At 33.1% G+C, this 13,638-nt stretch carries 7 protein-coding genes, 3 tRNA genes and 3 rRNA genes (1 of these 13 only partly in view); 12 read left to right on the forward strand and 1 reads right to left on the reverse strand.

The features are described 5' to 3' along the window. The 6 genes from ACWJKP_RS01845 to ACWJKP_RS01870 all read left to right on the forward strand — a co-directional run. Positions 1-1,659: ribosomal RNA gene (locus ACWJKP_RS01845) — 23S ribosomal RNA — on the forward strand (it extends 1,267 nt beyond the left edge of the window). A 116-nt stretch (positions 1,660-1,775) separates the two neighbouring features. Beyond that, positions 1,776-1,892: ribosomal RNA gene (rrf, locus tag ACWJKP_RS01850) — 5S ribosomal RNA — on the forward strand. A gap of 5 nt (positions 1,893-1,897) precedes the next feature. Continuing rightward, positions 1,898-1,972 (forward strand) — tRNA-Asn (locus ACWJKP_RS01855). A 40-nt stretch (positions 1,973-2,012) separates the two neighbouring features. Beyond that, a 5S ribosomal RNA gene (gene rrf / locus ACWJKP_RS01860) occupies positions 2,013-2,129 on the forward strand. A gap of 6 nt (positions 2,130-2,135) precedes the next feature. Next, positions 2,136-2,212 (forward strand) — tRNA-Ile (locus tag ACWJKP_RS01865). Positions 2,213-2,217: 5 nt separating this feature from the next. Further along, a tRNA-Ala gene (locus tag ACWJKP_RS01870) sits at positions 2,218-2,293 on the forward strand. A 763-nt stretch (positions 2,294-3,056) separates the two neighbouring features. Here the strand turns inward: ACWJKP_RS01870 and ACWJKP_RS01875 are convergent. Beyond that, a complete protein-coding gene (locus ACWJKP_RS01875; protein ID WP_268064188.1) occupies positions 3,057-4,499 on the reverse strand; it encodes an IS4 family transposase in 1,443 nt (480 codons plus the stop codon). Between the two features lie 135 nt (positions 4,500-4,634). Between ACWJKP_RS01875 and ACWJKP_RS01880 the strand changes: the two genes are divergently transcribed. The 6 genes from ACWJKP_RS01880 (at position 4,635) to ACWJKP_RS01905 (ending at position 11,917) form a co-directional block, all read left to right on the forward strand. Further along, positions 4,635-5,054, forward strand: a complete 420-nt coding sequence (locus ACWJKP_RS01880) for an ATP-binding cassette domain-containing protein (RefSeq protein WP_224579087.1) — start codon at positions 4,635-4,637, stop codon at positions 5,052-5,054. A 197-nt stretch (positions 5,055-5,251) separates the two neighbouring features. Next, positions 5,252-5,938, forward strand: a complete 687-nt coding sequence (locus ACWJKP_RS01885; RefSeq protein ID WP_165414784.1) for a response regulator transcription factor — start codon at positions 5,252-5,254, stop codon at positions 5,936-5,938. Continuing rightward, positions 5,935-6,966, forward strand: a complete 1,032-nt coding sequence (locus ACWJKP_RS01890; RefSeq protein WP_165414783.1) for a sensor histidine kinase — start codon at positions 5,935-5,937, stop codon at positions 6,964-6,966. Before ACWJKP_RS01885 ends, ACWJKP_RS01890 begins: the two co-directional genes overlap by 4 nt. 135 nt (positions 6,967-7,101) lie before the next feature. Continuing rightward, positions 7,102-7,767 carry an ABC transporter ATP-binding protein gene (locus tag ACWJKP_RS01895; RefSeq protein ID WP_165414782.1) on the forward strand — a complete coding sequence of 222 codons (666 nt, stop codon included), beginning with the start codon at positions 7,102-7,104 and terminating at the stop codon, positions 7,765-7,767. A gap of 13 nt (positions 7,768-7,780) precedes the next feature. Next, positions 7,781-10,294, forward strand: coding sequence for an ABC transporter permease (locus ACWJKP_RS01900; RefSeq protein WP_165414781.1), 2,514 nt, complete (start codon positions 7,781-7,783; stop codon positions 10,292-10,294). Positions 10,295-11,017: 723 nt separating this feature from the next. Beyond that, positions 11,018-11,917, forward strand: coding sequence for a zinc dependent phospholipase C family protein (locus ACWJKP_RS01905; protein ID WP_165414780.1), 900 nt, complete (start codon positions 11,018-11,020; stop codon positions 11,915-11,917). The last annotated feature ends 1,721 nt before the right edge of the window (positions 11,918-13,638 follow it).

Raw genomic sequence — 13,638 nt, forward strand, 5'->3', positions numbered from 1 at the left:
TGGTGGACGGTACAGAAGTGAGAATGTTGGCATGAGTAGCGAGAGTTAAGTGAGAATCTTAACGGTCGAAAACCTAAGGTTTCCTGAGGAAGGCTCGTCCTCTCAGGGTTAGTCGGGACCTAAGCCGAGGCCGAAAGGCGTAGGTGATGGACAATCGGTTGATATTCCGATACCACCAATGGACGTTATTAGAAATGGGATGACGCAGGAGGATAAGATGTGCACACTATTGGATGTGTGTCTAAGCATTTAGGCGGAGCAAGCAGGCAAATCCGTTTGCTCTTAACGCTGAGATGTGATGGGGAAGGGAATTTATTCCTGAAGTATCTGATTCCACGCTGCCAAGAAAAGTCTCTATCGAGGATATTGGTGCCCGTACCGCAAACCGACACAGGTAGGTGAGGAGAGAATCCTAAGACCATCGGAAGAATTGTTGTTAAGGAACTCGGCAAATTGACCCCGTAACTTCGGGAGAAGGGGTGCCTACGTAAGTAGGTCGCAGAGAATAGGCCCAAGCAACTGTTTAGCAAAAACACAGGTCTCTGCTAAAGCGAAAGCTGATGTATAGGGGCTGACGCCTGCCCGGTGCTGGAAGGTTAAGGGGATTACTTAGCGCAAGCGAAGGTATGAACTTAAGCCCCAGTAAACGGCGGCCGTAACTATAACGGTCCTAAGGTAGCGAAATTCCTTGTCGGGTAAGTTCCGACCCGCACGAATGGCGTAATGATTTGGGCACTGTCTCAACAACACATCCGGCGAAATTGTAGTGCAAGTGAAGATGCTTGCTACCCGCGATTGGACGGAAAGACCCCGTAGAGCTTTACTGTAGCTTAGCATTGAATTTCGGTATTGTCTGTACAGGATAGGTGGGAGACTGAGAAACATGGGCGTCAGCCTGTGTGGAGTCATCCTTGGGATACCACCCTGACAGTACTGAGGTTCTAACTGGAGGCCATGAATCTGGTCACAGGACATTGTTAGGTGGGCAGTTTGACTGGGGCGGTCGCCTCCAAAAAAGTAACGGAGGCGCCCAAAGGTTCCCTCAGCGCGGTTGGAAATCGCGCGAAGAGTGCAAAGGCAGAAGGGAGCCTGACTGCGACACTTACAAGTGGAGCAGGGACGAAAGTCGGGCTTAGTGATCCGGTGGTACCTCGTGGGAGGGCCATCGCTCAACGGATAAAAGCTACCTCGGGGATAACAGGCTGATCTCCCCCAAGAGTCCACATCGACGGGGAGGTTTGGCACCTCGATGTCGGCTCGTCGCATCCTGGGGCTGAAGTAGGTCCCAAGGGTTGGGCTGTTCGCCCATTAAAGCGGCACGCGAGCTGGGTTCAGAACGTCGTGAGACAGTTCGGTCCCTATCCGTCGCGGGCGTAGGAAATTTGAAGGGAGCTGTCCTTAGTACGAGAGGACCGGGATGGACAAACCTCTGGTGCACCAGTTGTCACGCCAGTGGCATCGCTGGGTAGCTATGTTTGGAAGGGATAAACGCTGAAAGCATCTAAGCGTGAAGCCCACCCTGAGATGAGATTTCCCATAACTCGCACGTAAGTGCGGTGTTAGTAAGACTCCTGGAAGACCACCAGGTTGATAGGTTAGAGGTGTAAGCATGGTAACATGTTCAGCTGACTAATACTAATAAGTCGAGGGCTTGACCTAAATATATAATTAAAAGTAATGCGATATACTTCTTTCGTAAGAAAGAAGCAAGGCTTTGATCGTGAGCGAAAAGACTAATTCACTGTGCAATTTTGAGAGAATATTTATTTTCTCAATCTAGTGATTATGGCATGAAGGTAACACCCGTTCCCATACCGAACACGAAGGTTAAGCTTCAATGCGCCGATGGTACTGCAGGGGTGACCTTGTGGAAGAGTAGGTCGTCGCTAGGTAATGTTCCGCGATAGCTCAACGGTGGAGCACTCGGCTGTTAACCGATAGGTTGAAGGTTCAAATCCTTTTCGCGGAGCCATTTTTTTAAAATATAATAACATATGACGGATATTAATAAATCTGGTGATTATGGCATGAAGGTAACACCCGTTACCATACCGAACACGAAGGTTAAGCTTCAATGCGCCGATGGTACTGCAGGGGTGACCTTGTGGAAGAGTAGGTTGTCGCCAGGTAAATATGGATCTTTAGCTCAGCTGGTTAGAGCTACCGGCTCATAACCGGTCGGTCCGGGGTTCGAGTCCCTGAAGGTCCACCATATGTGGGGATATAGCTCAGCTGGGAGAGCACCTGCCTTGCACGCAGGGGGTCAAGGGTTCGATTCCCTTTATCTCCACCAAAAAACAGTCCAATACGGGCTGTTTTTTTTGTGGAGATAAATAAGTTGTTAGTAAAAAAACTGGGTTAAATCATCTCCTGTGCAGCTGTTGATTTTACTCCAAGATGTGATATTAACGATCTCAAAAGGAAATTTAGAACCCTATTGAAGCAAATAAAATATTTGATGAATTTCCTCTTAAATAAGGGGTAGGGCTCGCAAAGCGTAAATTTACAACGTTAAGCCAGTTATTTACAATTAGATGCTATTATTTTAATATTCTGAGTTAGAACTAATATGTAATAGTTCTAACTCAGATATATATATAACATCAGTGTAAAGCATTGATATATCTAGGGTTTAATCACTAAATGATAAAATTCTTATTTTTTTGCTCAAAATAAGTTAGTTAAAATACAATTATAGTATTGATAATACTAACTAAAATAGTAATAAAAAATATTTATTAACTAATATAAAATCTTTGAGAAAAACATTAAATTAACACTGGTATATTTAATATTTGCCTTAAATATATCACCATTTTGGTAACAAATGTCTTAACGTATAAAATCCGCGTTTCGCGGTTACTACCCCATAGCCATCAAGCTAAGCCATATTGAATATTAGTAAGTCATTATTAAATACTATATTTTACCATCGAAATTTATTTTGATAAATTTTAATGGTAAATTTTAAGTGTACAATAGTATTCAAACAATTTTAGGGTACACCAAAAAAAGCCACGTATATAGTGGGGCTTTTACAATTTTATCAAGTTGTTTTATGCTGCAACTTTAGCCTGCGATGATGTTAATTTATAACAAACTCCAAGAATATCAAAAACAGTTTTCTTATCCTTTTTATGAGATTTCAGACCATTCCTAACTACATTTTCAAATATTAATTTTAAGGTATCGAGAACTTTATTAGGGAATTTGATAAGCTCAAAATATAGACTATCAATATATTCATGAACTATTTCACAAGTTTTAATTTCACTGGCTTCAAGGCCTTTATTTTCTAAAGCTAAAGTCCTCATTTTAAACATTACAGCAGAGCTTATTAGTAGCAAAATAAGTTTTCCATAAAGCTGACATTGAAACCGTTCTATTTTAACTAACTTTACAACCTGTATACTAAATATGGATTTCCACGTTTTAAATATTATTTCGATCTGCCATCTTAAACTGTAAAACTCATGAACCTGCTTTGAACTTAAAACTTCTTCCTTAATATTCGTTATATAAATAGATATACCTAATAATTCAATCGTATTATTACTTTTTTCTATACCCTTTTTTTTAGCATTCTTCACAGATTTTTCTGTTCTTTTTTTCAATTGATCATTTGTTAGTTTATATAAAATAATCCTTGTTTTTAGCGTCTTTTCCTTGCCTACATAGACATCCTTAATTTCATAACGGTCCCCCTCGCCCATCTGTTTCATTATGTCAGAAATATAGATTCTTTTAAAAAGGCTTGATTTTTTAGGAGCACCATTCTTATAGTACTCTATATCCTTATTTTCTATATATACTGCTATATTAGGTTTGAGTCTTGATATGTAAAACGCTTCTCTATCTTCTATGTCCAAAAAATCTTCAAAGTTGAAATACCCAAGATCTCTTAAAATAAGATCCCCAGATTTGATAGTATCTCTTATTTTGCTCCCAAAAGTATTGTCGCTTCCTGAGCCAGCTCCTACTTGTATATTAAGAAGATTTCCAGATTTCAATTCATATTCTAGTTGTATTTTTACACCTGAAGCTTGAGAGCAGCCACCAGATCCAGGATAAATATCTTTATAGCTTTCTGGTACTTGAAAAGCAGTAGAATCAAGTATTCTTATTCGTTTGAAATGTTCATCCCATACACTTGGTATGCAAGTATTATTTGTTATTGTTTGGCGCAACAGGTTTTCAAAAATTTTCTTTAAAAATTCCACACATCTTTCATTTAAACGTTGATCTAATGCTTGATTAGAAATAACTATTCCTATTTTTGCACTAAGTTTTGTACATAAGGTAACAAGTGTATTATTCGCAACCTCTGCATCCATAAAGCAGCATAAGCAAACGAATTCCCATGCTTTAATTTTACCTTTTCTTTTCACAAAGCCTGTTACTCTAGCTATTTCTTCAATCTCCTCTTTTGAAAAGCATCTTTTAATTTCAGCTGCAAAATGTTTCATATCTTTATCCAATTTTAAGTTTTCTTCTATCATTTGTAAATTACCCCCATTGATGTGTTTTGTTATCTTTTAAATGATAACATTTTTACAAATGGGGGGCTTTATTTTTATAGACTTCCCTTAGCTTGATGGCTATGGGTTACTACCCCTATATATAATAATATTGTTTTGGGAAAAAGTAATGTATCAAAGCAAAAGGTTGAACTAGCATTAAAGCGAGCAGATATATACCAATTTGTTGATAATTTACCACAAGGTTGGAATACTGTTATTGGAGAAAATGGAATCCGTTTGTCTGGTGGCGAGAAACAACGGTTGGCAATTGCTAGGGCTGTTTTTAGAAATGCACCAATATTAATTTTTGATGAAGCAACATCTATGCTTGATAATGAAACTGAAAATACTATTATGCAACAGATTTTATCATTATTTAAGGATAAAACCATTATTTTAATTGCGCATAGATTGTCTACTGTAAAAAATGCGGATATTACTTCTGTTTTAAAAGGTGGTCATATAATTGAAGAAGGAACCCATCAACAATTAATACAGTTAAAGGGATTATATTATAAATTATATACAACTTAATATAAATATGAATACAATAATAGATTTTAATATTGATAACTCTTAATTTATTTAAAGTTTATGATGGTACTGAAGTATAGTAGGTACTTGCGCTATTCTAAAACTACTACTAAAATAAATTTATATATAATTGTATTTGAAAAATTTTGTAACGTTTCTGTTTTATAATAGAAGAAAACCTTCTAAGGAGTGAAATAATGAAACAGATATTAGTTGTCGAGGATGATACTTTATTAAACAAAACATTATCTTATAATTTAAATGAGGAAGGGTATGAAGTGGATTCTGCTCTAAACATGTTTGCAGCTATAAATTATGTTAATCAAAAGGAATATCATCTTATAATTTTAGATGTAAATTTGCCAGATGGGAATGGTTTTGACCTATGTCAAAAAGTTAAACTATTACATGAGAAGACTTCTGTGATTTTCTTAACATCTAATGATATGGAAAAGGATATGATAAAAGGTTTTGATTTAGGAGCAGATGACTATGTGACTAAACCTTTTCCACTAAGTGTATTTCAAAAAAAAGTTAAAGTGCTTTTAAATCGTCTTGAAAGGCCGCTTGAAACTGATTGTTATGATAATGGAGATTTATGTATTAACTTTTCTCAATTGTCAGCCAATCTAAATGGAAAAATGATTGCATTTACGCCAATTGAATATAGGACTTTAAAATTATTCACAGAAAACCCCAAAATAGTATTGACAAGACAAATTCTTTTAGAAAAGTTATGGGATTCTGAAGGAAACTTTGTAGATGAACATACTTTAACTACGGTTGTTAGCCGTATACGAAATAAAATTGAATTAGCTGATCATAAATATATTAAAACTGTATACAGTATGGGATACATGTGGATAAGTGGTGATAGGAAATGACTTCAAAAAAATTATCTGTTCGAAATATTTGCCTTTTTGTAAGTATAGGGATACTTATAACATCAATAGTTTTTCTTATCATGGCATATCTAATCACAGGCAATATTATATTGATTTTTGGAGGAATTATTTTTCTTTCATGTATATACATATGGATTGGGCTGCTTATATTTTTAGTAAGGAAAAAATTAATACTTTTTACTTCATGTATTGCCCAAAATTTAAAGAATATCACAAACGGTGATAATAACTTTGAATTTAATTCAGAAGAAGATACCTTGTTGTCACGAATTAATTATAGAATATCAAGATTGTTTGAAATTATGCAAGAAAGTAACTGTAGTGTTGCCAATGAAAAAGCTGATTTAGAAGAATTAATTTCAGATATTTCCCATCAAGTAAAAACGCCTATTGCAAATTTGAAAATGATTAATTCAACTTTTTTAGAACGTAAGTTACCAGAAAAAACACAAATTGAATTTTTGCAAGCAATGAATGGTCAACTTGATAAATTGGACTTCCTTATGCAGGCAATGATCAAGACTTCAAGACTGGAAACTGGAATTATAACCTTAGAAAAAAAGAACTGTTATCTTTATGAAACACTTGCATCAGTAATGGGTAACACTTTGTTTATGGCTGAAAATAAGAACATCGAGATTGTAGTTGATTGCACTACGAATTTGATGGTTTCACATGATAGAAAATGGACAACGGAAGCCTTGTTTAACATCCTTGATAATGCCATAAAATATTCACCTAAAGGTGGCAAAATTCATGTAACTGTTACAGTATGGGAAATGTATACGAAAATTGATATATCAGATAACGGCAAAGGTATTTCAGAAAAACATCAAGCTGAAATTTTCAAACGTTTTTACCGTGAGGATGAAGTACATGATATTCCAGGCATTGGTATTGGGTTGTATCTTGCCCGTGAAATTATCACCATGCAGGGTGGATATATTAAAGTAGTATCTAATTATGGACAAGGTTCAACCTTTTCAGTATTTCTTCCCAATAGATAAATTTAAAATTTTATAGCTTGCTTAATAACTTAAAAAGGTTACAAATTTATAACTAATAATTATTTATTGGTATATTTCTGTAACCTTTTAGTGATATTCTGTGATTAATTCATTAATTGGAAGGAAGGTTTTTATATGAGCATTTTAAAAACAACTAATTTGAAAAAATATTATGGTATAAAGCCAAACATTACAAAGGCATTAGATGGAATAAACTTTAATGTAGAAAATGGTGAATTTGTAGCTGTTGTAGGCACATCTGGTAGTGGTAAATCTACATTACTACATATGATAGGAGGACTAGATAATCCAACATCTGGTAGTGTTATGGTTAAAGATAAGGAGTTAGCAGACATGAGTGATGATCAACTTGCAATTTTTCGGCGTCGCAATATTGGATTTATTTTTCAGAACTACAACCTTATGCCAATGTTAAATGTATATGAAAATATTGTTCTACCAGTAGAATTAGATGGGGAAACTGTAGACAAGTCTTTTATGAATGAAATTATAAAAATGTTAGCACTGGAAGATAAAATTCAAAATATGCCCAATAATCTTTCAGGCGGTCAACAACAGCGAGTAGCCATTGCAAGGGCATTAGTTACAAAACCTGCTATTTTATTAGCTGATGAACCAACCGGCAATTTAGATAGCAAGACCAGTGCTGATGTTATGGGACTTCTTAGTATGAGCAGTAAGAAATTCCATCAGACAATTGTAATGATTACTCATAATAATGAAATTGCTCAGCTTGCTGACAGAATCATACGTATTGAAGATGGTAAAATAATGGTATAAAGGGGGTATAAATATGTTTCAAAATAATAATGGAAATTCTATTAAAAAGCTAACATGGAGTACTCTTAAATCCAGTAAAAACTCTATTGCAATTATAGCCATTGCTTTATCAACACTTCTATTTACAAGTATGTTTACTATCACAGGGAGTTTGCGAGCATCTATGCAAGATAGTGATATGCGTAAAGTAGGTACATCAGCTCATGCTGGATTAAAGCATTTAACACCAGAGGAATTTAAAAAGATCTCAAAGGACAGTATGGTTAGAGATATTTCATATTCTACCATTATTGGGAATGCAGAAGGTTCGCCATTTCAAAAGTTGCCCACGGAAGTAAGATGGGGTGAAAATAAATATGCAAAGTGGACTTTTAATTTTCCTACAATAGGAAAAATGCCCAATTCAAAAAAAGAAATGGCTACAAGCACTCTTGTTCTTGATAAACTGGGTGTTTCTCACAAATTAGGACAACAAATCAGATTAAGTGTAAAAACGGATTTTGGAACATCCACCGACCTTTTTACATTATCTGGTATATGGAGCGGTGATGATGTATCTTATAGGCAGACAATATGGCTTTCACAGCCATATGCTAATGAAATTGCACCATTTTTAAATATTCCTTCTGATGGCACTGTAAATCGTTCTAATGGATATATAGATAGCGCAATTATGTTTCCCACAGTTTGGAATATTGAAGGAAACATCAATAATCTTGCTAAGAAATATAATTTAAATGTACCAATAGGTATTAATTGGGCATATGATACTGCTCAAATTGATATTCAAAATATAGCAATTATTATTCTTGCAATAATGGTTATATTCGTGGCAGCATATTTGTTGATTTATAACATTTTTTATATTTCAGTTGCTCAAGACATTCGTTCTTATGGATTATTGAAAACAATAGGAACAACTTCAAAACAAATACGGAAAATTGTTCGCTTGAAAGCTCTGATTTTATCTTGCATGGGCATTCCACTAGGGCTATTGATAGGATGGCCTATCGGCCGTATTTTAGTTCCATATATTGTTAATATTTTAGGTGAAAATATGCATGTTATTACAACCGCTAACCCTCTAATATTTATCACTGCAAGTGTTTTTAGTTTGCTAACTGTATATTTAAGCTGTTGTAAACCAGCTATACTAGCATCAAAAGTGTCTCCAATTGAATCAGTGCGTTATACAGAAATAAGTTCAAAAGCTTCATTAAAAAAGAAAAGAAAACACACCCATAGAGTAGAAACTTACACAATAGCAATATCAAATCTGAGAAGAAATAGAAAAAAAGTTATCGTAGTTGTTTTATCTTTTTCACTCAGTTTGGTACTTCTTAATAGTACTTATACTTTTGTCCACTCTTTTGATTTTGACAAGTTTGTAGCTAGTACTAGTATATCTGATTTTTCAATTGCAGATACATCTATCATTAATAGCGTAACTCCTTTTAATACAAATGGCGTAAGTAACAATTTTATTGATAAGGTTAAATCATTAGCAGGACTTGAAAAAAGTGGAAATGTTTATCTTTTTAAGAATCACCAATCTTTCAGTAGTGATGCCTATACTCGTCTTAAAGGACAGATTGATTCAATGGACAATAAAAAAAAGATGGATATTATGAGGTCTCAAGCCATGGTAAAAAAAGTTTCAGTAGTAAACACTTTGGGTTTTGATACTTGGCCGGCAGAGTCTATTAAAGTACTAAGTGGAAAATTGGATAATGCACGTTGGACAAATGGAGATGGTATTTATGTAACTCCATGTAAAATGATTGGGAATGGAAGTAGTAGCATATATAAACCTGGAGATACCATTGATGTTGATTTAGGAAATGATAAGAAAAAAAAATATAAGGTTTTAGCAATTGTGGATTATCCAGAAGCACTTAATTCACCTGAGCATTATGATTTAGGATTAGAATATCTACTTCCTTCAAGTGAATTTTTATCTAACTTTGGACCAAGTAAACCAATGCGTACCATTTTTAATGTAGATGACAAACATCTTGATATAACTGAAAGATGGGTTGAACATTATTGTACTAATATAGAACCATCATTAGACTTTTGGTCAAGATTAACTTTGCAGAATACATTTCATAAGCTTGTGGTGATGTATAATGTTGTGGGAGGTTCATTGTGTGTTATTCTAGCCGTAATTGGTATATTAAATTTTATCAATTCTATAATGATGTCAATTATTAATAGACAAAGAGAACTTGCAATGCTGCAAGCTGTTGGTATGACTGGAAAACAAATGCGCTGTATGTTGATTTTTGAAGGAGCTGGATATGCTATTCTTGGATTGATTTTATCTATAATACTTGCAAGCATTACTAATATTACATTAATTCCTGCCATGGGTTCTGATATTTATTACTTTACGAGGAGATTTACCTTGACTCCAATACTCCTTTGTATTATTCCATTAATTTTTATAACAGCTTTAGTTCCTATTTGCTGTTATTATAAATCATCAAAAATAAGCGTTATTCAAAGACTCAATAGTACAGAATGACGATTAAGTAAATATAAATAGAAAAACAGAAACAAAAGTAGGGTTTGCAGTTATTTATAAATATTTTTGAAATAATGGGTGTTTTCCATATGATAAATCTGAAATTTCAAATGAACTTATTTGTTATATTTCTGTACAATTCGAAGCATGGGACCAAAAGTTAAGAATGGAGTAGCATAACAGATATCATGGTCGAGAAATTATGATTTATGGGCATGTTGGGGTATGCTCGCAAATCATAAACTCACAAAAATATAAAATATCATTGTAAAGTATTGAAATATTTACGTTTTAATCGCTAAATGATAATTTTTTTGTTGACCATCTCAAAATAAGTTAGTTAAATTACTAAAATAGTAATAAAAAACATTTATTAGCTAATATAAACTCTTTGATAAAACATTAAATCAACACTGGTATATCTAATATTCCCCATAAATTTATAGCGGTTTAGTAATCTATGTCTTGCAGTTGTAAATTTACGCTTCGCGGTTACTACCCCTTGATAAAAAATTCACCTTATTTTTAAAACACACAATTTTTACTTAATAATCCTAAATTTATTATAATTTACTTAGTAGCTTCACGGCCATTCAAAAAAAGAACGTAATATACTAACACTTCATATTTTGTGATTTCAAAATACCATTTTTAAATAAATTTATATTATTATATTCGGATTTAAATCACATTATATGTATTAATATGAAAGAAGGTAATAAAATGAAGGCTAATAAAAAACATTTACTAATTTTAGTAGCAACATGTATCTTTACTTTTACACTGATTGGTACAAGCACTTTCGATGTAAAAGCTAGTGAAACTAAAAAAACAGCTATTAATCAATCAAAAATCTCTGAACTAAACGTAAAGTTAGATTTACTTAGATCTATTGCTAGTGGATCAGATAAAATAGTAGGTCAAGGTGCACCCTATGATGGAGAATCAAACTCTAAAACTGCTAACTTTATAAGTGGAGGAATAAACCATACCCATCAATTTCTTGTTAGTAATGCAATAAATTGTATAATAAATGATAAAAATCAAAGTATAGCATCCACATTGATAGCAAATGAAAGTCAAATCTTAAATTTTTCTGATATGCCTGATAATGATGAGATTACATTTATACCTTATGCACCACATTTTTATGACCCTAACACTGGTAAAAATTACGCAAATGGTAGAGATACCGCATTATCAAGATTTTTAAGTCATGCTAGTAATGCTGTAAATTCTTATAGTATTGATAAAACACATTCCTATGAAGAACTTGGACGTGCTTGTCATTTCTTAGCAGATTTAAATGAACCACACCATACTGCTAACGTTATAGCTTCTCCATTCTCAACTCATACTTCCTATGAAAAATGGGCAGATAAAAATAGGGCTAAATTCATAATAAGTAATGGCCATGATTATACTGCATGGACGGATAGTGATTTCCAAACAGATTGTACTCATAATGCAATACGGGATGCAAAAGAATCTCGTCAATATATATCAATAGTGAATGATGCTAAAGGTTCTTGGAATGAGCCTACTTCGGAAATTTTTCAAAATGCTCAATCGGATATAGCAGGATTCTTATATAGATTCTTGAAGGAAGTTGGAGAAATATAGATATATGGGGAATTAAAATGATTAACAAAAAGAAATTATTTTCTTTTTGTTAATCATTTTAATTTAGGTTGGAATTCTACTTCATGGCCATCAACCCTGTAATTCAATAATTTTCCAATAAAGCATTGACTATTTATTTATGATAATTAGAATTATTTATTGATAATAATTCTAATTTACAGATGATATTTATAATTGGGGTATGTGTAGCAATGGAACCAAAACGGCAATAGGAAATACATATATTGCATATTGATTTAAAAGTATTAATATTAATTCCTAATATACGAATTTAATGTTGCTTGACTTATACCTGTCATTGATACTATTTTGGGGTTGTGTAGTAATGGGACAGAAAATTCTATTACATAAACTATAATTTACCAATTCAAATTTAATTCATCGCAACTAGGGTATTTTTGCCCATCCCCCCGAAAAGGAGGAATAAGCAAATTATTAGTCATGTAATACCTGAAACTGAGCCAATTCCTGAATTATTCCATCCATGTTGGGGTAAGGCAACGAATTCATTAATCGTTGCCTTACCTCTTTTTGATATTCTTGGAGTATGTTATAAACGGGGTAGTAACCGCGAAACGCGGATTTTATACGTTAAGACATTTGTTACCAAAATGGTGATATATTTAAGGCAAATATTAAATATACCAGTGTTAATTTAATGTTTTTCTCAAAGATTTTATATTAGTTAATAAATATTTTTTATTACTATTTTAGTTAGTATTATCAATACTATAATTGTATTTTAACTAACTTATTTTGAGCAAAAAAATAAGAATTTTATCATTTAGTGATTAAACCCTAGATATATCAATGCTTTACACTGATGTTATATATATATCTGAGTTAGAACTATTACATATTAGTTCTAACTCAGAATATTAAAATAATAGCATCTAATTGTAAATAACTGGCTTAACGTTGTAAATTTACGCTTTGCGAGCCCTACCCCAATAAGATAGGGTACCCGGACATCCAAATGGAAATGTTACTGTTTGCATAATTAGCATAGAGTAGCATTTTTATTTTTATGTGATTAATTATATTTAAGGACATTTCAGAAGGAAAGTCTCCCACTTCTATAAGTGAGAGTTACATACTATAACAAAGAGAAAACTTCAGTGGGAGTATAAATCTCCTTCTGAAGTCGTTAATATTGCAGCTCCGCAGGAGATGATTTAATGTTGTTAGAAATTCTATAATAAAAAAATTCTTAATAACGTTTATAAATAAATGAATTAAATGCTCAAATATAAACAATTTCTTATATACTTGACCATGTGTGTCAACACATATAAAACAAAGGATTATAACGAAAAGAGGGGGAAATAGAGAATAATGTGGATATATAACAAAAAAAACTAATATACAACTTTATTATTATGATACAATACTCCTTGTCGTCACAAACAAGTGGCACGATAAGCTAACTGTTGATAACTATTTAATATGTTTTCAAATGAAAATAATTTTTAAAAAGTTGTTGACAAAACAAGAAATACCTAGTAGAATAGTAGAAGTCGTCACATGATGACAAAGCAAGTTGGTCTTTGAAAATTAAACAGAGAAATAGGTAAAGATAGCGAAATAATATTTCGTTAAACCAGTTAATTACTTTAGTATAAAGTAAAATTTAGTCGTAAGACTAAAAGTATGTAATGAGCTTGCTAACCAGCTTAACAGTTGGCGCAGATTAATCATTT

It is taken from the genome of Clostridium sp. CM037, from assembly GCF_055081095.1.

Coding starts and splice junctions, on each gene's coding strand:
- ACWJKP_RS01890 (WP_165414783.1), top strand. CDS start 5,935: ATGACTTCAAAAAAATTATCTGTTCGAAATATTTGCCTTTTTGTAAGT.
- ACWJKP_RS01905 (WP_165414780.1), top strand. CDS start 11,018: ATGAAGGCTAATAAAAAACATTTACTAATTTTAGTAGCAACATGTATC.
- ACWJKP_RS01895 (WP_165414782.1), top strand. CDS start 7,102: ATGAGCATTTTAAAAACAACTAATTTGAAAAAATATTATGGTATAAAG.
- ACWJKP_RS01900 (WP_165414781.1), top strand. CDS start 7,781: ATGTTTCAAAATAATAATGGAAATTCTATTAAAAAGCTAACATGGAGT.
- ACWJKP_RS01875 (WP_268064188.1), bottom strand. CDS start 4,499: ATGATAGAAGAAAACTTAAAATTGGATAAAGATATGAAACATTTTGCA.
- ACWJKP_RS01885 (WP_165414784.1), top strand. CDS start 5,252: ATGAAACAGATATTAGTTGTCGAGGATGATACTTTATTAAACAAAACA.